Annotated in this window: 17 protein-coding genes and 1 pseudogene; 12 read left to right on the top strand and 6 right to left on the bottom strand. The window is 41.0% G+C overall.

Annotation, left to right across the window (positions count from 1 at the left end; all coding sequences use genetic code 11):
- Nucleotides 1-128: 128 nt before the first annotated feature.
- Nucleotides 129-257, top strand: a pseudogene (locus L1272_RS11725) (sterol desaturase family protein); the annotation flags it as partial.
- 36 nt (nucleotides 258-293) lie between these two features.
- Here L1272_RS11725 and L1272_RS11720 read toward each other — a convergent pair.
- From L1272_RS11720 to L1272_RS11710, 3 genes are all read right to left on the bottom strand, one after another.
- On the bottom strand, nucleotides 294-1,568 hold the full coding sequence (locus tag L1272_RS11720; RefSeq protein ID WP_235373498.1) for a protein kinase: 1,275 nt from the start codon (nucleotides 1,566-1,568) through the stop codon (nucleotides 294-296).
- A 53-nt stretch (nucleotides 1,569-1,621) separates the two neighbouring features.
- Nucleotides 1,622-2,335, bottom strand: a complete 714-nt coding sequence (locus tag L1272_RS11715) for a YebC/PmpR family DNA-binding transcriptional regulator (RefSeq protein WP_054561631.1) — start codon at nucleotides 2,333-2,335, stop codon at nucleotides 1,622-1,624.
- 74 nt (nucleotides 2,336-2,409) lie between these two features.
- On the bottom strand, nucleotides 2,410-4,152 hold the full coding sequence (locus tag L1272_RS11710) for an ABCB family ABC transporter ATP-binding protein/permease (RefSeq protein WP_442961830.1): 1,743 nt from the start codon (nucleotides 4,150-4,152) through the stop codon (nucleotides 2,410-2,412).
- A gap of 209 nt (nucleotides 4,153-4,361) precedes the next feature.
- On the opposite strand from L1272_RS11710, the gene L1272_RS11705 reads away from it, so the two are divergent.
- The 9 genes from L1272_RS11705 to L1272_RS11665 all read left to right on the top strand — a co-directional run bounded on the left by L1272_RS11705 (nucleotide 4,362) and on the right by L1272_RS11665 (nucleotide 13,054).
- Complete coding sequence (locus L1272_RS11705; RefSeq protein ID WP_235373496.1) at nucleotides 4,362-5,408, top strand: NAD(P)-dependent alcohol dehydrogenase; 1,047 nt, start codon at nucleotides 4,362-4,364, stop codon at nucleotides 5,406-5,408.
- A gap of 199 nt (nucleotides 5,409-5,607) precedes the next feature.
- Nucleotides 5,608-5,979 carry a hypothetical protein gene (locus tag L1272_RS11700; RefSeq protein ID WP_235373495.1) on the top strand — a complete coding sequence of 124 codons (372 nt, stop codon included), beginning with the start codon at nucleotides 5,608-5,610 and terminating at the stop codon, nucleotides 5,977-5,979.
- Between the two features lie 74 nt (nucleotides 5,980-6,053).
- Nucleotides 6,054-7,865, top strand: coding sequence for a protein translocase subunit SecD (gene secD / locus L1272_RS11695; protein ID WP_235373494.1), 1,812 nt, complete (start codon nucleotides 6,054-6,056; stop codon nucleotides 7,863-7,865).
- Nucleotides 7,862-8,782 (top strand): protein translocase subunit SecF, encoded by a 921-nt coding sequence (secF, locus tag L1272_RS11690; RefSeq protein ID WP_138615873.1) that lies wholly within the window; start codon nucleotides 7,862-7,864, stop codon nucleotides 8,780-8,782. Before secD ends, secF begins: the two co-directional genes overlap by 4 nt.
- Nucleotides 8,783-8,858: 76 nt before the next feature.
- Nucleotides 8,859-9,335: a transcription elongation factor GreAB gene (locus tag L1272_RS11685; protein WP_235373493.1), complete on the top strand. Its 477-nt coding sequence runs from the start codon at nucleotides 8,859-8,861 to the stop codon at nucleotides 9,333-9,335.
- A 241-nt stretch (nucleotides 9,336-9,576) separates the two neighbouring features.
- Nucleotides 9,577-10,971 (top strand): RimK family protein, encoded by a 1,395-nt coding sequence (locus L1272_RS11680; protein ID WP_235373492.1) that lies wholly within the window; start codon nucleotides 9,577-9,579, stop codon nucleotides 10,969-10,971.
- Nucleotides 10,971-12,074 (top strand): GNAT family N-acetyltransferase/peptidase C39 family protein, encoded by a 1,104-nt coding sequence (locus L1272_RS11675; RefSeq protein ID WP_235373491.1) that lies wholly within the window; start codon nucleotides 10,971-10,973, stop codon nucleotides 12,072-12,074. The genes L1272_RS11680 and L1272_RS11675 overlap by 1 nt, the downstream gene beginning before the upstream one ends.
- Nucleotides 12,075-12,092: 18 nt before the next feature.
- Nucleotides 12,093-12,587, top strand: coding sequence for an MgtC/SapB family protein (locus tag L1272_RS11670; RefSeq protein ID WP_054551426.1), 495 nt, complete (start codon nucleotides 12,093-12,095; stop codon nucleotides 12,585-12,587).
- Complete coding sequence (locus L1272_RS11665; RefSeq protein WP_235373490.1) at nucleotides 12,584-13,054, top strand: GNAT family N-acetyltransferase; 471 nt, start codon at nucleotides 12,584-12,586, stop codon at nucleotides 13,052-13,054. Before L1272_RS11670 ends, L1272_RS11665 begins: the two co-directional genes overlap by 4 nt.
- Nucleotides 13,055-13,064: 10 nt before the next feature.
- Here L1272_RS11665 and L1272_RS11660 read toward each other — a convergent pair whose 3' ends face one another.
- Nucleotides 13,065-14,264 (bottom strand): GAF domain-containing sensor histidine kinase, encoded by a 1,200-nt coding sequence (locus L1272_RS11660; RefSeq protein WP_235373489.1) that lies wholly within the window; start codon nucleotides 14,262-14,264, stop codon nucleotides 13,065-13,067.
- 117 nt (nucleotides 14,265-14,381) lie between these two features.
- Complete coding sequence (locus tag L1272_RS11655; protein ID WP_138615863.1) at nucleotides 14,382-15,392, bottom strand: GlxA family transcriptional regulator; 1,011 nt, start codon at nucleotides 15,390-15,392, stop codon at nucleotides 14,382-14,384.
- A gap of 127 nt (nucleotides 15,393-15,519) precedes the next feature.
- Here L1272_RS11655 and L1272_RS11650 point away from each other — a divergent pair, with 127 nt between their 5' ends.
- Both L1272_RS11650 and L1272_RS11645 read left to right on the top strand, forming a co-directional pair.
- Nucleotides 15,520-17,418 (top strand): beta-ketoacyl synthase, encoded by a 1,899-nt coding sequence (locus L1272_RS11650; RefSeq protein WP_054551422.1) that lies wholly within the window; start codon nucleotides 15,520-15,522, stop codon nucleotides 17,416-17,418.
- A 101-nt stretch (nucleotides 17,419-17,519) separates the two neighbouring features.
- On the top strand, nucleotides 17,520-18,596 hold the full coding sequence (locus L1272_RS11645) for an energy transducer TonB (protein ID WP_187489268.1): 1,077 nt from the start codon (nucleotides 17,520-17,522) through the stop codon (nucleotides 18,594-18,596).
- A 4-nt stretch (nucleotides 18,597-18,600) separates the two neighbouring features.
- On the opposite strand, the gene L1272_RS11640 is transcribed toward L1272_RS11645, so the two are convergent.
- Complete coding sequence (locus L1272_RS11640; protein WP_054551420.1) at nucleotides 18,601-19,017, bottom strand: MgtC/SapB family protein; 417 nt, start codon at nucleotides 19,015-19,017, stop codon at nucleotides 18,601-18,603.
- Between the last annotated feature and the right edge of the window lie 77 nt (nucleotides 19,018-19,094).

Genomic DNA, 19,094 nt, shown 5'->3' with positions numbered 1-19,094 from the left:
GACGGTATGTCAGGCACCAAGAAAAGGAAGAGGTGCAAGAGCAGGCGCAGTTAACACTGCAGTAAACAACGCCCCCTTCTAGGGGGCTAATGCAAAGCCACCTTCTTTAGAAGGTGGATCTTTTACTTTTAGATTATCTATTTGGCACTGCTGTCAAAGGTCAAGCAGAGTGGCCCGATAAATATGGTGTGGTTGGCGATTACATGCCCGAAGGTATGTTAAAGCAGCAGGTGTTCCCGTTTAAAAAGCAAAAATAAAGCCTCACAGAGGCTTTATTTATAATTACACTACACTCATAATCGCGAAACTAGCTCAGAAAGGCGAGGGCGTTTGTCTGAGTTTAGTACCAAGCACTCTTGAACGATGTCAGAAAGCATCTTAGTAATGTCGTTTTGTTCAGTGACTACAGTCAGTAAATCATCGATGAAATAACCAAGGGCGCGTACTTCAATGCCTTCTAATCGCTGCTGTTGATCAGGCGTCAGCATGGATAAGTCGGTTGCTGCACCAAAGTCACCAAATAATAACTCGCCCTGTGAATTGATCATGCTGTTATGGGCATAAATGTCACCATGGCTTACTTGCTTTTGATGCAAATGAGCGAGGGTACTTGCCATTTGCTTGACGATTTTTAGCACCACTTCTGGCGCGTACTGGCAGTTGTCTTCGAAGGTATCACGAGTACAAGTTACAAGGGAAGGTGGCAAACCAAGATTCGTGAACTCTTTACTGATAAGCTCCATCACTAAACCAAGTTGTTCCTCTTCATCGACATAGCCCAATGCTTTAATGAGATTTGGATGCTCACTGGCTTTTAAACAACAATTTAGCTCATCGAGTGGATAGCCATCACTGGTGATCTCGCCTTTAAATAACTTAAGGGCAACAGGACGTTGATGCCAATTGGCCAAATGAATAACCCCAGACGCACCTTGGCCAATCTGCTTTTTAACTTGGATTTCATCCAGTGTGATTTTGCTAAACTGCTCACAGTGTAAGCTAGTTGAGCGATTTAAATCGTTACCAGAGAAGGCAAGCCAAGCAAGTTTCGGTAAAGCTAAAAGCCAATCTTCAACTTTTGTAAGCTTATTGGCACTTAAACGTATTAGCTCAAGCTCGTTACAATTAGCCATTGAAGCTGGTAAATGAGTTAACTGATTACCTGCCAGTGCGAGCTTTTTAAGCTTGCTGTACTCACCAAATGAATCAGGTAAAGCGGGGATTTGATTATCCGTTAAGATCAGCCATTCAATCTGCGTTGGCAAACAGTGCGCTTTAAATTCAGTAATTTGATTACCTTTAAATGCCACCATGATTAAGTTAGGGCATTCTCTTAGCACGTCTGGAATATGTTTAAACTGATTAAATGATAAAAACAGCCGTTTGAGATTTTTTAATTTGTAAAAATCGTCAGGTAAATCACTTAGCTGGTTATTAGATAAATCGAGGATTTCTAACGTATCGGCTAGAGTATAAATTTCTTTTGGGAACTCGGTTAGTTTTGCAACAAGCTGAAGCCGTGTACAACCTTGTAGAGAACCGGCTTTTAACTCTTCGAGGGTATTCAATGTTGATTCCTTTGGGCTAAAAGGTAAAAGGCCAACTTGGTTGGCCTTTTTAATTAAAACTGTGCGTTATGGTAAACGTTTTGTACGTCGTCACAGTCTTCTAGCATGGCTAAAAAGCGTTCCATGACTTCAACGTCTTCACCTTCAATGGGTGCTTCTACTTGCGGCACAAAAGCAATTAGATCTTCGTGGAAATCAGTAATTCCCATTTCTTCAAGTGCTGTACGGGTGTTGTTGTATTCAGTGTGTGGCGCGAATACCGTCACTTTACCGTCTTCAACTTCTACATCTGTTACATCTACATCAGCCATCATTAGAGCTTCTAAAACAGCTTCGTCATCATCACCATCAAATACAAAAATAGCGAGGTGATCAAATAAGTGTGATACTGAGTTTTGCGCGCCAATTTTTGCATTTGCTTTAGTAAAACAAACACGTACGTCAGCGAATGTACGTTTGTTGTTGTCGGTTAAACAGTCAACAATGATCATACAGTTACCCGGGCCGTAACCTTCATAGCGAGTTGCTACATAATCTTCGCCGCCACCGCCTTTGGCTTTATCGATTGCACGCTCAATTACATGCGTAGGTACTTGGTCTTTCTTTGCACGCTCAATTAAGCGACGAAGCGCTAAGTTGCCATCGGGATCAACACCACCATTCTTAGCGCAGATATAAATTTCTTTTCCGTACTTTGAATAAACTTTGGTTTTTGCACCCGCAGTTTTTGCCATTGAGTCTTTTTTGTTTTGATAAGCTCTGCCCATCTGCGTGTTGCCTTTTTGTTATAGATAAAAATAAAGCGGTTATTCTAATCATTTAGCCTACTAGTTAACAGTGTTTATTCTTCGCTTTGCTGTAACTGCCACATTCGTGCGTATTCACCATTCGCTGCAAGCAGTTGATGGTGCTGACCTTGCTCAACAACCTGTCCTTGTTTCATAACAATAATTTTGTCTGCGTCAGTAATTGTTGATAAACGATGTGCAATAACCAAGCTGGTATGACTTTGTGCGACTTCACGCATCGCGCTGAGAATGGCTTGCTCTGAATGCGAATCTAGCGCCGATGTTGCCTCATCAAATAATAAAATGGGTGAACCTTTTAAAATGGCTCTAGCAATTGCAATGCGCTGCTTTTCACCGCCCGACACTTTTAAACCGCGCTCACCAACAAGGGTTTTATCGCCTTTATCTAGGCTGGCAATAAATCCATCTAAATGGGCAAGGCTTAGGGCTTTATCAATTTCATCTTCGCTTGCCGTTGGGTTTCCGTAAGCGATGTTTTCGCGAATGCTGGTGTTAAATAGCACGGTATCTTGCGGTACGATGGCAATTGCTTGGCGCAAACTTTCAAGTGTCACTGTGTTGATTGCTTGCTCATCGATATAAATTTTACCCGCATCCACATCATAAAAACGGTAGAGCAGGCGGCTTAAGGTGCTTTTACCTGCGCCACTGGCACCCACAATCGCCACTTTGCTGCCAGAAGTAACCTCAAAGCTTAAGTTATTTAAAATTGGCCGTTGTTTGTCGTAACTAAACGACACATTTTCAAATCGAATAGCTGCTTTGGTTGCATTTAATGGTTTTGCATCTTTGTCATCGCTAATGGCGGCTTTGCGATTTAACAGCCCCAGCATATTTTCAAGGTCAGTCAGCGCACGGCGTATCTCACGATAAACAAAACCTAAAAAGTTAAGTGGTAAAAATAACTGGATCATATAAGCATTGATCATCACAAGCTCACCTATTGTCAGCTCTTTATTGACCACTGAGCTGGCACCTAGCCACATTAGCGCTGTTATAGCCGTGGCTATAATAAGTGCTTGTCCTGAATTAAGTGCCAGTAACGATAAACGATTTTTAAGCCTCGCTTGCTCCCATTTAGCTAAAAAGCCGTCGTAGGTGCTCGCTTCATACTGTTCATTGTTGAAGTACTTAACGGTTTCGTAATTTAGTAAGCTGTCGATTGCACGGGTGTTTGAGTTGTTATCGGCAGCATTTGCTTCACGAATAAATCGGTTACGCCACTGAGTTACAATCACAGTAAAAGCAATGTAACTAGCAACCGCAATTAATGTGACCAGTGCAAACCATGGTGAAAACAAGGTCGCAAAAATAATCGCTACTGTGATTATTTCAAATAGGGTTGGCACGATATTAAACATTAAAAAGCGCATTAAAAAGCTGAGGCCACTTGTACCACGCTCTATATCGCGGCTGATACCACCTGTTTGCCTATCCAGGTGAAAAGCAAGTTCTAAACTATGCAAGTGTTTAAAAACTTTTAGGCCAATATGGCGCATAGCGTGCTCTGTAACACGGCCAAATAATGCATCGCGTACTTCACCAAAAAATACACTGGCAAAGCGCAGTAAACCATAGGCGATCAGCAAGGCAATAGGAACACTTAATAGCGGGTTGATACTCGCATCAACCGCGTCAATTATTTCTTTTAGTGCCCAAGGCATCAGCAATGTGGCGCCTTTTGCAGCAATAAGCGCTAAGACGGCTAAAATAACGCGGCCTTTAAAGGTCATTAAATAGGGCCAAAGTGTTTTGATGCTTTGTGAAAGGTTCATTGCATCAGGCGATCTCGTTACCTGTTCTTTGCGGCTCATTCCACGCATTGGGCTCTCTTGAATCAATTTGATAAAAATAGGCAAAAGCTTTCGTGTTTTAGGCAAGTGTACTTTGCTAAATTACCTCTATACTGAGTGCAGTATACACCAGCGCATTAGCAAATTAGTTAAATGCATGAGTTAAACACGAAGAAAATTAAGGAGTAAGCATGAAAACTGTCGGTTATGCAGCACATGATTCTGAAAAACCATTAGAGCCGTATCATTTTGAACGCCGTGCACTTCGTGATGAAGATGTATCAATTGAAATTCTGTATTGTGGCGTTTGCCATTCTGACTTACACACGGCAGAAAACGACTGGGGCTGGACTCAGTACCCAGTGGTACCAGGCCATGAAATCGTTGGTCGTGTTCTTGAAGTAGGTAGCGGCGTTACTAAATACAAAGTGGGCGATAATGTTGCTGTGGGTTGTATGGTTGATAGCTGTTTAAGCTGTGACCAGTGTCATCACGGTGAAGAGCAGTTTTGTCGCGAAGGTATGGTAGGAACTTACTCAGGACAAGACCGTATCAGTGGTGAACTCACTCAAGGTGGTTATTCAAAACACATTGTGGTGCGTGAAGAGTTTGTATTAAGTGTGCCAGAAGGCTTAGACCTTGCTAAATGTGCACCAATTTTATGTGCGGGTATCACAACGTATTCGCCACTACGCACGTGGAATGTCGGCCCAGGTAGTCGTGTTGGTGTGATTGGTTTAGGTGGTTTAGGCCATATGGCGATTAAAATCGCAGCTGCAATGGGCGCACATGTTACAGCTATTAGCCGCAGTGATAAGAAAAAACAGCAGGTTTTATCTTATGGCGCAAAAGATTTATTGGTATCGAGCGATGAAGATGCCATGCAAGCGCATGCTAATCAATTTGATGTGATCATTAATACCATTCCGGTAAAACACGACTTTACGCCGTATATTCCGCTTTTAGATATTGATGGTACGCAAGTATTGGTTGGTCAAGTAGGTGAGCTTGCTGAGTCTAACTCAGTGCCGTTATTAATGGGGCGTCGCCGTGTTGCTGGCTCATTAATTGGCGGTATAGCGCAAACTCAAGAAATCCTCGATTTCTGTGCGTTACATAATATTCTGCCAGAAGTTGAAATGATCAAAATGGACCAAATTAACGACGCATTCGATAAATTAAAGCAAGGTGATATGGCCTCACGCTTTGTTATCGACATGTCATCATTAGAAGTTTAACAAAGTTAAATGACTAAGCGGGCCTAATTAGGCCCGCTTTTTGTTTTAGTCACTTTTATTTAAGTAATACCTTGTGTTTTATTTTTTTACCCTCATTATATCCCTGTCATCCGCTTAATTTATTGGTCAGTTCTTGTTACGGTTTTTCTCAGTCATTATCTTGCTCTTTACAGTGTTCTTTAGTGCACAGAGCATGGCTATGCCTGACACTCAGTCACACTTTTCTGCAACTAAATTGTTCCAAGTCGAGCTGACTAAAACACCAGTTATTTCCCAAACTCATACAGCTGAGCATCCTAAACCGGATGAACCATCGGGGTTTGATACCCTTATGCCGCGTTTAACTGCCAGTAATTCATCATTATTTCTTTATCATAGTCAGGTTGATCCTGATTACGAACTATTAATTGAATTCTTTGCTGAAGATTGGGGGAAAGAGCACTTTTTAGCGCCGCCAGGTGCTGTACGTGTGATCCCATGGTTTGCATTAGCCACTCAATGTAAATCCCGCATTAGTGGCTGGAAAGACGCTAATCTCTTATACAAAGCCAATACCACCTACCATAGCTAAACGGCTTCCTTCGTTACTTTTTATTTTTTGGAATTAAATTTTTACCGGCTGACAATGCCGGAAGGAAGTCATGTATGTCACATAAATCAAAGCCGGCGCTATGGCGTCGTCTAAAAATGAGTTATGTCGCTATGATAGCGGCGTGTATTTTATTAGCGATTAGCGCACTACCTAACCTTTACCCTAACAAATCTTGGTTGCACATTAGCTTGCCAGATCAAACTGTGACGCTGCAAAGTGTGACAACGGCACTAAATCAACATGGTTTTGAAGTGACTGAAGCCAATGATAGCCAAGCACAACTTGCTATTTTATTAGCTGAGCCGACTCAAAGTGCTAATGCGTTGAGCTTTATAAAAACGCAATACCCACAGCTAGAGGCTAAAATTGTTGAGCATGCGACAAGCCCACAATGGCTTCAGCAACTTGGGCTTTCACCGATTAAGTTGGGACTCGACTTAAATGGTGGGGTGTTATTTGTGCTTGATGTTGACCTAGACAAAGCAATGCAAGAGCACTTAAACAGTGTCTATCAACAAACTAAATTAACGCTTCGTAAAGACAAAATTCGTGGTATTCGGGCAAGTGTTGTAAAAGAAGGGGTTGAGCTACAAATTTTACCAAGCGGCGAGGAGCAACTCGCAGGGCTTGTTTCAACGTTACAAGGTCAATTTAAAGGCCTGATGCAAACTAAATCAACAACGAATAACCTAACCACGGTATTACTGCATTTTAATGAGCAAAGCCAAAGCGAATTTAATAAACAAGTTATGGCGCAAAGCTTAACAACCCTGCGTGGTCGCATTGAAGAGCTTGGTATCACAGAAGCGGTAACGCAAAGACAAGGTAAGCAGCGTATTCGCATTGAGTTACCCGGTGTGCAAGACCCATCAGAAGCGAAACGTATTATTGGTGCAACTGCGACTCTCGATTTTTACCAAGTCGTCGAAGTAGGTGGTAAAGCGTTTAATGTGCAAGGTGGTGGCGTTGTTAATTTAAATCCTGTTGCGATTTTTTCAGGTGATCACATTAATAATGCCAGTGTTGGCAAAGATGAATGGGGCAAGCCTTTAGTGCAGCTTAGTTTAGATTCGCAAGGTGGCGATGCCATGTCTGCATTTTCTAAGCACAACATAGGTAAGCCTATGGCCACGGTGTATTCTGAATACTCGCGGGATGCAAATGGCGACGTTGTGAAAAAAAGCGAAGTGATCAATGTGGCAAACATTGCCCAGCATTTAAGTTCTCGTTTTAGCATTACTAATATGAAAAGCCCGCAAGCAGCCTACGATTTAGCGCTTTTACTACGCGCTGGGTCGCTCACAGCGCCAGTGACAATTGTTCAAGAACAAACCATAGGCCCAAGCTTAGGCAGTGAAAACATTGAACACGGTTTAGCAGCGTTAATGCTGGGTATCGGAATTACCCTTGCCTTTATGGCGCTTTGGTATCGTCGCTTAGGGCTGATTGCCAATATTGCTTTATTGCTTAATCTAACGGCTTTAGTTGGTTTAATGTCGTTATTACCGGGGGTTGTGCTGACCTTACCGGGTATTGCTGGGCTTGTACTGACGATAGGGATGGCAGTGGATACCAATGTGATTATCTTTGAGCGAATAAAAGAAGAGAAGCGTAAAGGCCGGCCTACTTATCAAGCGATAGAGCAAGGTTATAACCAAGCATTTTCGACCATTTTTGATGCCAATGTGACTACGATGATCACGGCAATTATTTTATATGCCATTGGTTATGGGCCGGTGAAAGGCTTTGCAATCACATTGGCGCTTGGGCTATTAACTAGTGTCTTTACAGGCGTTTATATTTCGAAAGCGCTTAGCCAAACACTCTACATTAAACTAACTAATTTAACGGGGGCTAAAGCATGAGTTGGTCAACATTAACTGCAGCTAGTAAAGCGCGCGTTTTAGGATTATTGCTTAGTTGTGTTTTAGTCATTACGAGCTTAACTGTTTTATCTGTAAAAGGGCTAAACTTTGGTCTTGATTTTACAGGTGGCTACATCACGGAAATTAACACAGCGTCAGTCACAACAATTACAGATTTAAAGGCAAAGTTAAGCCCTGAGGTTGCGAGTAAATTAACTATAAGTAAAGCGGGTGAATATCACTTTGTTTTAAGAGAAGCACCAGAGGTTAGTAAAGCCAGTACTTGGCAAGCAGAGCTGAATGAGCAAGGGGTAGACTATACCGTTTTATCTAGCTCATTTTTAGGCTCACAAGTGGGTGATGAGCTTTTTGAACAGGGCTGTTTAGCTTTATTTGCAGCGCTGATTGCCATTATGGTTTATCTTGCTGTGCGCTTTGAATGGCGACTCGCGGTAGGTTCAGTGGTTGCACTGTTACATGATTTAATCTTAGTGCTTGGTTTATTTTCCTTACTTGGGCTTGAGTTTAATTTAACCGTGCTGGCGAGTTTACTGGCTATTATTGGTTATTCCTTGAATGACTCAATTATTGTTGGCGACAGAGTTAGAGAGCTTTTACGTATTCAGCCAGACAATCAACGCATAAATACCCATGTTGTGATTAACGATGCAATTGGTTCTACCTTAACACGTACATTGATCACCTCAGGCACAACACTTGCGACCATTGCTTGTATTTGGCTGCTTGCAGGGGCTGCATTGACGGGTTTTGCTATCGCGTTATTTGTGGGTATTGTTGTAGGGACCTTCTCATCGATTTGTATCGCCGCGACCTTGCCGCAGTTATTGGGGTTAAGTTCAGAAAATTACACCCAAACACTGGATGATAAAACTAAAGCCTATATGGAGTTGCCGTAAGCCAGTTTTATAACTTACTTTCATCAGCCGCTATTTTTCCATAGAATAGCGGCTTTTCTGTTTTAGCTACTTTGATATGAATAAAACACACGTAATTGAACATTTACGCTTTGCGCTAGAGGCACAACTGCAAAACGCCAAAGCAGCGGCAAAAGCGGCCCATGATGCAGCAACTCACGAAGAAAGTGTTGCTGAAACTCAATACGATACCTTGGGTTTAGAAGCCGCTTATTTAGCCCAAGGGCAAGCTGAGCGAGTTAATGAATGCTACCGTGATATTCAGGCATTCAATACGGTGTTTAAAGAAAGCGAGTTTAATAAGGTTCGTGAAGGTGCATTAGTGTGTCTTATCGATGAGCAAGATAACGCAAAGTGGTTTTTTATGGGCCCAAGTGCAGGTGGCTTAGTGGTTACCGTAAATGAGCAGCCTATTTATGTTGTAACCCGAGAAGCGCCGTTAGGTAAGCAATTGATTGGAAAGAGTCTTGATGATGAAGTTGAACTCTCTATAGCTGGCAATAAACAACTGTACAGCATAGATCAGTTAAATTAATTATTGGTATTTTTAATCAGTAAATTTCATCTTCAAGTAAAAAATATCTCGTTGGTCACAAAGCAAAAAAACCTCTATAAATCACATCAAGCTTAAGGCTTATACCAATACGCTTAATTACCAATTATTGTGTTTTGGTATTTCAAGCACCCATCTAGTTAAGTGAAGTTTAGCCTCATGCGTTCACTTAATTGGTTGGGTGTTTTTCATTTTTCTCATAAGACTTAATTTAGGAAAAGTCGTGTTTAAAACCTTGATAGTGGTTGATAACAATGAGCAACGTATTGCTCAGAATTTCGAAAATGTCATTACCTTTGACACCTACTTACGTGACTACCCAAAACATAATGAGCCAAAAACGCGCATTTTAAACTTGTGTGATACAGGGCAGTATTTAAGTAAAGGTTATTATTGTTCTTTGCTTGCTGAAGCGAGAAAGCATCAGGTATTACCGAGTGTAAAAACAATTAATGCGCTACGTAGCGATGAGCACAGCTCTCGTCATAAAGAACGTGCTGGTGGCACTGTATTTTTTGGCCATACAGATCAAGAGCAGCATAGTAAAGCAACCAAAGCACTATTCTCACAATATCCCGCACCTATTTTAGTGTGTGATGAGCAAGGAGTTGTTAAGCAAGGCACGATTGCATCATTAGATGACACAGCCTTTACAGAATTTGTAAAACAGCTCAGTAGTTTTACAGAGTCAGTATGGCGTATTCACGATAAAAAACGTCGTTACCGTTGGGATATGGCTATTTTGGTTGATCACCAAGAAAAAGTGCCGCCAAGTGATAAAGATGCCATTGCTAAATTCATTAAAGCAGCCGCTAAACATGGTATTTATGCTCAAGCACTGACATTTGATGAAATAACCAATATTGCACAATTTGATGCGTTATTTATTCGTCAAACAACGGCTATCGACCACCCAACTTATCGCTTAGCAAGTAAAGCACAAAGCTTAGGGTTAGTGGTCATTGATGATGCTGAGTCAATACTACGCTGTTGTAATAAAGTGTATTTGCACGATGCCTTTAATTATCAAAAAGTGCCGAGTTTAAAAACGCATGTTCTTGCTGATACAAGTGAAGAGACAATTGATAATTTAGAAGCAAACTTTAGCTATCCGCTGGTTTTAAAAATGCCAGAAGGCTCTTTTTCGAAAGGCGTATTTAAAGTCGCTAATCGTGATGAGTTAGTTGCTAAGTTAACAGAGCTGTTTGAGTTCAGTGCACTTGTGCTTGCACAAGAGTACATGTATACCGAATACGACTGGCGTGTCGGGGTGTTAAATGGTCGTGCAATTTATGCATGTCGTTATTTAATGGCGCGTAATCACTGGCAAATTTACAACCATGATGCAAAACGCTTTTTCTCAGGTGGTTTTGAAACCTTGCCAACCTTTGAGCTACCTAAAGTGGTCCTCGATGCAGCATTAAAAGCCTGTAAAACCGTGGGTAAAGGTTTGTATGGTGTTGATGTTAAAGAGCATCAAGGTAAAGCATACGTGTTAGAAGTGAATGACAACCCAAGTATCGACCATAAAGTCGAAGACGCCTATTTAGGTGATGAGCTTTATATGATCATTATGGATGAGTTTAAACAACGCCTAGAAGCACGAGGCCGCGGTTAATGAACGCATCTGTTTGTCAAATCCGCTTTGCACAGGCCACGGATTTGACGGCTCTTGTCGCCATTGAAGAGCAAAGCTTTAGCCAAGATAGATTAAGTAGCCGTAGTTTAAAACGCTGGATCAGCGCAAGCCACGGCTTATTGATGGTGGCTGAGGTAGATAATCAACTAGTTGGTTATGGTTTAGTGTGGTGTCACAAAGGGACGCGCCTTGCTCGGTTATATTCACTGGCGGTTTTGCAATCGCAGCAAGGCAAAGGGATTGCTGCGCAGTTACTGCTTGCGCTTGAAAATGAAACGGCTAAACGGGGCCGTTTATACATGCGTTTAGAAGTTGCGGTAAACAATCAATCAGCAATTCGCTTATATGAAAAACTGGGTTATCAGGTGTTTGGTCATTACAGTGATTATTATGATGACCATAGTGATGCTCATCGAATGCAAAAAAACATTCGTCGTAATATCGAATTTAATGCCGATAAACACACGCCTTGGTATCAGCAAACTACCGAGTTTACCTGTGGTCCTGCGGCGTTATTAATGGCAATGTCATCATTGAATGATACCGCAATGAGCCAACTAAAAGAGCTGGATATCTGGCGTGAAGCCACGACTATCTTCATGACTTCAGGGCATGGCGGTTGTCATCCTCTAGGGTTAGCACTTGCTGCAATGAAACGTGGTTTTAAAGCTGATGTAGTTTTAAATACCCGTGATACCTTGTTTATTGATGGTGTCAGAAGCGAAAAGAAAAAAGCCATTTTGCATACCGTACACAATCAATTTGTAGCCGAAGCAATAGCTGCAAAGCTGCCAGTGAGGTATCAAGAGTTAACCTTGGCCTCCATTGAAGATTGGCTTGCTGAGGGTAAAGCGGTGGTGTTATTGATCAGCACTTATCGATTTGATGGTAAAAAGTCACCGCATTGGGTGTGTGTAACCCATATTGATGAGCATTGCTTGTACGTGCATGACCCGTTTTGTGAGAACGAAAAGCAATTGGCGATTGATTGTCAGCATGTGCCAATAGCTAAAGCCGATTTTACTAAAATGGCGAGTTTTGGTTCATCGCGTCTCAGTACTGCGATGGCCTTTTATTTATAATTTTGATTTGGAAGTGCAGTGACACTAAGTAGTTTATTTGATATTGCTCCTTATTCGTGGTCAGCAATAGGTAGCGCCGCATTTTGCGGCGCAATTATTGGTATGGAGCGTCAATTACGCGGCAAACCTGTGGGCATTCGTACTTCAGCGCTCATTGTGTTGGGTACTTATTTGTTTCTATCAACAGCGTTTATGTTACATGGTGAAGATATTGATCATTCACGTGTCGTTGGCCAGATCATTACTGGTATCGGCTTTTTGGGTGCCGGGGTGATGCTTGCAAAAGATGGTGCGGTTGTTGGTGTAACATCCGCTGCAACGATTTGGGTATTAGCATCAATTGGTGTTGTCATTGCCACTGACAACTTACTCGCTGCGATAAAGCTATCAGTGCTAGTGGTAGGGATTTTATATGGCGTAGATGTTCTTGAAGCTAAATTTAAGAGCCTAGGTCGTGGTGTGCATGCCCGTGTAAAACGCTACTCAAAGTTGTATTATCGAAAAGAAAAGTGACATTAGATATCAGATTAGAGTTATTCATGGAGCCTCTTTACGTAATAAACCCAGCTAGATTAGAAGATTTGTTGTTTATAGATAGTCAAATACCAGAGTTTGATGGCCGAAATACCCTCAGTAAATTACAAGCACAGTGTGCAGATGTTGACCACCTAGCTTTAGTTGCTTATATCGATAATGAGCCTGTGGCCTACAAACTGGGTTATGCGTTAGATTCAAACACTTTCTATAGCTGGCTTGGTGCGGTTGCACCAAAATGTAGAGGGCAGGGCATTGCACAGGCTTTATTAAACGCGCAAGAAGCATGGGTTAAAGCCAACAATTACCGAACCATTAAGGTTAAGTCGATGAACCGTTTTCCTGCAATGCTGAGTCTGCTTATCAAAAATGGCTATTCAATTGTAGGTTATGAAGACAGAGGCAGCCTACAAACTAGTAAGATTTTATTTACGAAAGACATTTAAACTTATCAACTTACTTAGGCAAACTAATTAAAAAATGGGCGCCTGCATCACTTTCTTGTACACAAATATCGCCTTGCAGTTGTTGGCTAACTATTTTCTTCGCAATACTCAGGCCTAGCCCTAAACCTGATTGATTGCTGCTACCTTTAAAAAAAGGGGTGAAAATTGAGCTTAGTTCAGTGCTGCTGATACCGTTGCCGTTATCTTTATAGTGAATTTTTAACACCTCATCAAAATTAAAAATATTAATTTCTATAGTAGGGTCTGCAATATTGTTGAACGCATGCTCCATTGAGTTTTGTAGCAAAATAATGAGTACTTGCTTGAGTAGCTCTATTTCAACTTCAAATTGGCTATGTGGGTTTTGATAATTAATGTCTAATTTAATTGCACGATTTTTTATTTGCTCTTTAAAGTGTTCTTGAAGTGATTCTGAAAGCTGAGCTAAGGTAATGACAGTTTTACTAGGTTGTGATTTGGTATACAGCAAATCTTGTAAAATTCGTATTTTATGTGCACATGCGGTTAAATTTCTATCTAGCAGTTCATTAGTGTTCTCTAATGTATCTAATGTGTTTTGTAGTGCTTGTTGGCTTAATTGTTTTTTTACTAGTAGGGATTTAGTGTCATTTAAGGCAAGTTTGGTTACATCAACGGTTGTAATACAGTTACCTAAAGGAGTATTAATCTCATGAGCAATGCCTCGAATTAAGGTCTCGAGTTCAGTAAACTGTTGCTGCTCAAACGCTTGTTTTTGCTGATGTAATAATTTTAGTTGCGTCTCGAAGCTTTGTTTAATGGTTTCGAGTAGCTTTATTATTGGCTCATTATATTCATGGGGTTTACTATCAAGGATACAAATAGTACCAAATGGGGTAGTATCTCCAGCACAGATTGGTAAACCCAAATAAGAAATCATATTCAACTTGATATCAGGGTTTTCTTTCCAATCATCATCAATAAGTGCGTTTGGAATATTCAGTAAGTTCTGCGTTTTTACGACATGCTCGCAATAGAGGCCTGAATCTTCTAACTCTTCGCTGTCACCAATTTCATAAGGATTTGCTTGGTTATCGTTTTTTGAAAACACACTAATAATATTGTTTTCTATTTTCATTACTAATGCGACGGGCACTTCAGCAATCAGGGCTAAAACAGCGAGCGTTTTATTCCAACTTTGTACTAACTCATCATAATTTGGCTGATACATTTATCAAATTTACTCAATTACTAATACAACAAGTCAAAGGATAGTAATAATCTTGAATTCAGCAACTTAAATATGATTAATCTGACTTAGCCTGAAATATATTTAGATACTTTAGTTTTAGCCAAATAGTTTCCGTCTAACAACTGTGCGATATTCACTGGGTGTTTGCGAAAGCACTTTCTTAAAAACTCGTGTTAAGTGACCTTGGTCGTTATAACCTACTTCCAGGGCAACTTCTTGAATAGATAAATTTGAAGACGCTAATAACTCTTTTGCAGTTTGTACTCTAAGCTGTTGCCAATACTCAACAGGAGTTTGGCTGGTGGCTTGACGAAATCGGCGCGTAAAGGTGCGGTAGCTTAAACTAAATTGCGCTGCAATTTCTTGCAGGGTTAATTCTGAGGTTAAATTGTTTTTCAGCCAAAATTGAATTTGTGCAATGAGCTCATCTGGGTGTTTATCAACGGCACCTTCAAGGTAGCGCTGATCTTCGTAGGGTTTACGAATTTCATGGGAGAAATTACGCTCAACATGTTGCGCCGCTTCTCGGCCGTAGTATTGACTAATAATATGCACAATAACATCTGCAAGGGCATTTAAACTCGCAACGGTGTACATGCGCTCAGATTGTGTGATGAAAAAGTCAGGCTTAAGCTGTACTTTAGGGTAGTCACGTTTAAATTGTTCTGCGTAGTGCCAGTGAGTGGTAGCAGGGTGGCCATCTAGTAATCCCGCTTCGGCAACTAAACAATTACCTGTGCCAACACCAATGATATGGCTGCCTTGCTGCCAAGAATCACCAAGCCAGTTCACCAAACTCTTTTGTTTGCTTACTACTGGACGCGGGTTTCGCCAAATCCCAGGAACGATAATTAAGTCACTTACAGGCGCTGTGACGGTTTCACAATCGGGCATAATTGAAAGCCCAGTACGATTGGGGATCGCTTCTAGACTACTTGCAACTAAATTGATGTTTAAGGGTTTAAATTCGTTTTGCTGACGATGGCTTTTAGCAAAGGCCTCGCCAGCTCTGAGCATTTCGATAGGCAGGGTTAAACTGGTTATTAATAAATGGGGATAAACCAAAATACTAATTTCAATAGCTTTTACTTGTTGAAGTTTCGTCACTCTAATTGCTCCGACCAGTTATTTTTGGCCTGTTATGCAGGTTATTTGGCTATTTAAGCATAAAGCGTGTTAATTAATCCATTTAAACTTGGCTTAATTCTCATAACACGTTTTCTCAAGGTTTTTTATGACAGCATTACCCGTTATTGTCGGTATGGGTGGTATTAATGCCGCTGGCCGCACTTCTTTTCATCAAGGTTATCGTCGTATCGTGTTAGACAGCTTGGACGCTAAAGCCCGTCAGGAGACATTCTTAGGCTTAGCGACATTAATGAACTTAGTCACCCTTACTGAAGGTTTACTAAAAGATGCTGACGGCAATACCATTGCCGAATCAGACATCGAAGCTAAGTTCGGTGAACAAATTTTAGCTGGTACACTTATTCGTAAAATTGAAAAAAATCACTTCGATGTTGATGCAACGCCATGGCAGCAAAAAATGACGTTAACAGCGTCTGATGAACAGCAGATTGTTTTTGAAACGCGCCGCCGTGATTTACCAACTCCAGTACCAAGTGCTTGGCAGGTTGAAGAATTAACTGATAAAAAAGTGAAAGTTACAATTAGTGCTGATCTTGCTATTAAACATGACAGTACGCGCGATAACCCAATTAAAGCGGCCGGTCAATTACCAACAGGTTTTGAACCTTCGGCTATGTATAACAGCCGTTATCAACCAAGAGGCTTGCAAGCGACTATCTTTGCCGCAACCGATGCAATTCGTTCGACAGGTCTGGCGTGGCAGCAGGTAATGAATAGCGTTGAGCCTGATCAAATTGGCACTTACTCAGCTTCTGTGGCTGGTCAAGTTGATGATGAAGGATTTGGTGGACTTATTCGTGCGCGTCAGCAGGGCGACCGTGTGAGTACAAAACAGCTTGCACTTGGCTTAAACACCATGTCGACTGACTTTATCAATGCTTATGTAACAGGCAATGTGGGCACAACTTTTACTACATCAGGGGCATGTGCCACGTTTTTATATAACCTACGTGCAGCAGTAAACGATATTCAAGCAGGACGTACGCGTGTAGCTATTGTGGCGTCTGTTGAGTGTGCTATTACACCTGAAATCGTTGAAGGTTTTGGCAATATGAGCGCACTTGCTAATGAAGAGGGCCTAAAGCGCCTTGATAATACAGATGTGGTTGATCATCGCCGTACCAGCCGTCCATTTGGTGAAAACTGTGGTTTTACAATTGGTGAAGGCGCACAAGTTGCTATATTAATGGATGATGCATTGGCATTAGAGTTAGGTGCAGATGTGTTAGGCAGTGTTGCAGATGTGTTTGTAAATGCCGATGGCATTAAAAAATCAATTACAGCTCCGGGCCCTGGTAACTACATTACGATGGCCAAATCTGTTGCACTAGCAAGCAGTATTGTTGGCCAAGAAGCAGTACAAAAGCGTAGTTTCATTTTAGCTCACGGCTCAAGTACACCACAAAACCGCGTAACAGAATCACTGATCTATCATAAAGTGGCAGAGACTTTTGCAATTGATAATTGGAAGGTTGCAGCACCTAAAGCGTATGTTGGCCATACTATAGCTCCTGCCAGTGGTGACCAATTAGCTATGGCATTAGGTGTGTTTAGTCACAATATTATGCCGGGTATAACCACAATTGATAAAGTGGCAGATGATGTTTATAGCGAGCATTTAGATATTCGCACTGAACATTATCAATGTGATGCAATGGATATTGCCTTCATTAACTCAAAAGGCTTTGGTGGCAATAACGCTACTGCGACAGTTTTATCACCGGCAATTACATTAAAAATGCTCGCAAGGCGTCACGGTGATGCGGTAATAGCGCAATATCATGACCGTCATACTCAGGTAGTCCAAGCACAAACTGACTATCAGCAACAGGCAGATTTAGGTCAATATGAGCTAATTTATCGTTTTGGTGATGGCTTAATTGATGAAAATGACATTGAGATTAGTGAAGATTCAATGACAATCCCAGGTTTTGATAAAAAAGTTTTATTATCTAAACCAAATCCTTATCAGGATATGTTTTAAGTTCAAGACATGTTTAAGCACATTCTTGACAGCAAGGCGCTTTTAAAGCGCCTTTTTTAGTGCTATAAATGTTCCTATCAAAGGGAATTGGAGCCATTGTCATGATTAAATTCACTAAACTCGCAGCACTTTGTTCACTTATCGCATTACCAACACAGGCTTTAGCACGAGATGTCAACGACTTAGGTGTTGATTTACAGGCCGCCACATCAGCTTACATTGTTAAAAATTCAAACAAACGTTACCCAGGTAGTTATAACGGCTCTCGCCTTGAAGGTTGGGCATTAATGTCTTATGTGGTTGATACACATGGTAAGGCAAAAGATATTGAAGTGATCATGGCATCTGATACTCGCGGCAGCGAAGAAAACGCAGAGAAATACTTAACCAACTTAGAGTTTGCACCCGCTACAAAAGAAGGTAAAACCGTAGAAGGGGGTTACCTATTTTCATTTGAAGTAGGTAAGTATTTTAATGGTTACTCAAATGATAAAGCGAGCCGTGGTTTCATTAATGAATACGATGAAATCAATAAAATGCTACAAGCAAAAGAGTTTAATAAAGCTGAGCAAGCATTGGCTGAGTTATACAAAGACCATACTAAAAACACCTCTGAGCAGGCATTGTTTGCTTGGTTGAAAAGCCAATATTATTATCATCAACAACAATGGTTTGGCTTTGATGAGCAGTTGTCTGTAGCCTATTTACTGCGAGCTAAGTTGCCAACGGATATACAATATTTAGTCGCTAAAAGTGCGCTACAATGGTACAGCTTTAAGGGCGATTTTAATCTTGCTTACAATGCTATTTATGCGTTAGATAATATCGAGGGTAAACAGTTTTCAGAAGAAAATAAACTTGCCACCATCAAGCAAATTGATGACTTATTGGCGCGCACACCGCAGATTAATTCACAAATCAATGTTTCAAAAGATAAGCTGTCATATTTATCTTTATCTCGCGGTTCAATCAAAATTGAAGGCGCGAGCGATGTCACTAAATTACAGATCCGCTGTGCTGATCAAGTCATTGACCTTGAAGCGAGTGAATCGGTTAAATACGTTATTGATGAGCAAAGCAGACGGTGCGGTTTATTAGTTAAATCTGCAAACCCTGCTGAGATTAAAGTGAAACAAACTGGCTATGCCATCGTTAACTCTAAATATGACGCTAGCTAATCGTTTACTTTAAGCGCTTAACATATCTTAGCGTTACGAAATTAATCAACGCCATTAAAAAAGCGATTTCGTAGCGACTAAATGCCACAGCAATGCCGATGAGTCCCATGTTCCAAATACTGGCTGCTGTGGCTGTTCCATACGTTGAATTCTTATTCTTCAAAATGGCACCACCGCCAATAAAACCAATACCCGTGATGATCCCTTCGAGTACTTTTGATTCTGCCTCTGAACTTGTTAAAACAGACATACCCACTAATGCATAACCACAAGATGCAACAGCGACTAATGGAAATGTTCGAAGACCTGCACCATTACTGGTTTTTTCTCGATCAAATGCCATAGGAAGGGCTAGTAAGTAGGCAACTCCTAAATGAATTAGGTTGTCGAGAATTTCATGCCAATCAATATTAAAGTCCATGCTTTGTTCCTTGCTATCTAAATTATGATAGCTTTGCAATTTCAATACCCGATCAACAAATTGAATTAAATGAGGAA

Origin of the sequence: Pseudoalteromonas sp. PAST1 (assembly GCF_021532515.1) — a bacterium.
Classification (GTDB): Bacteria; Pseudomonadota; Gammaproteobacteria; order Enterobacterales; family Alteromonadaceae; genus Pseudoalteromonas; species Pseudoalteromonas simplex.
This window is presented reverse-complemented; position numbering and strand designations above follow the sequence as displayed.

Coding starts and splice junctions, on each gene's coding strand:
- secD (WP_235373494.1), top strand. CDS start 6,054: ATGTCACATAAATCAAAGCCGGCGCTATGGCGTCGTCTAAAAATGAGT.
- L1272_RS11645 (WP_187489268.1), top strand. CDS start 17,520: ATGATTAAATTCACTAAACTCGCAGCACTTTGTTCACTTATCGCATTA.
- L1272_RS11710 (WP_442961830.1), bottom strand. CDS start 4,152: ATGAACCTTTCACAAAGCATCAAAACACTTTGGCCCTATTTAATGACC.
- L1272_RS11700 (WP_235373495.1), top strand. CDS start 5,608: ATGCCTGACACTCAGTCACACTTTTCTGCAACTAAATTGTTCCAAGTC.
- L1272_RS11675 (WP_235373491.1), top strand. CDS start 10,971: ATGAACGCATCTGTTTGTCAAATCCGCTTTGCACAGGCCACGGATTTG.
- L1272_RS11640 (WP_054551420.1), bottom strand. CDS start 19,017: ATGGACTTTAATATTGATTGGCATGAAATTCTCGACAACCTAATTCAT.
- L1272_RS11705 (WP_235373496.1), top strand. CDS start 4,362: ATGAAAACTGTCGGTTATGCAGCACATGATTCTGAAAAACCATTAGAG.
- secF (WP_138615873.1), top strand. CDS start 7,862: ATGAGTTGGTCAACATTAACTGCAGCTAGTAAAGCGCGCGTTTTAGGA.
- L1272_RS11715 (WP_054561631.1), bottom strand. CDS start 2,335: ATGGGCAGAGCTTATCAAAACAAAAAAGACTCAATGGCAAAAACTGCG.
- L1272_RS11650 (WP_054551422.1), top strand. CDS start 15,520: ATGACAGCATTACCCGTTATTGTCGGTATGGGTGGTATTAATGCCGCT.
- L1272_RS11660 (WP_235373489.1), bottom strand. CDS start 14,264: ATGTATCAGCCAAATTATGATGAGTTAGTACAAAGTTGGAATAAAACG.
- L1272_RS11685 (WP_235373493.1), top strand. CDS start 8,859: ATGAATAAAACACACGTAATTGAACATTTACGCTTTGCGCTAGAGGCA.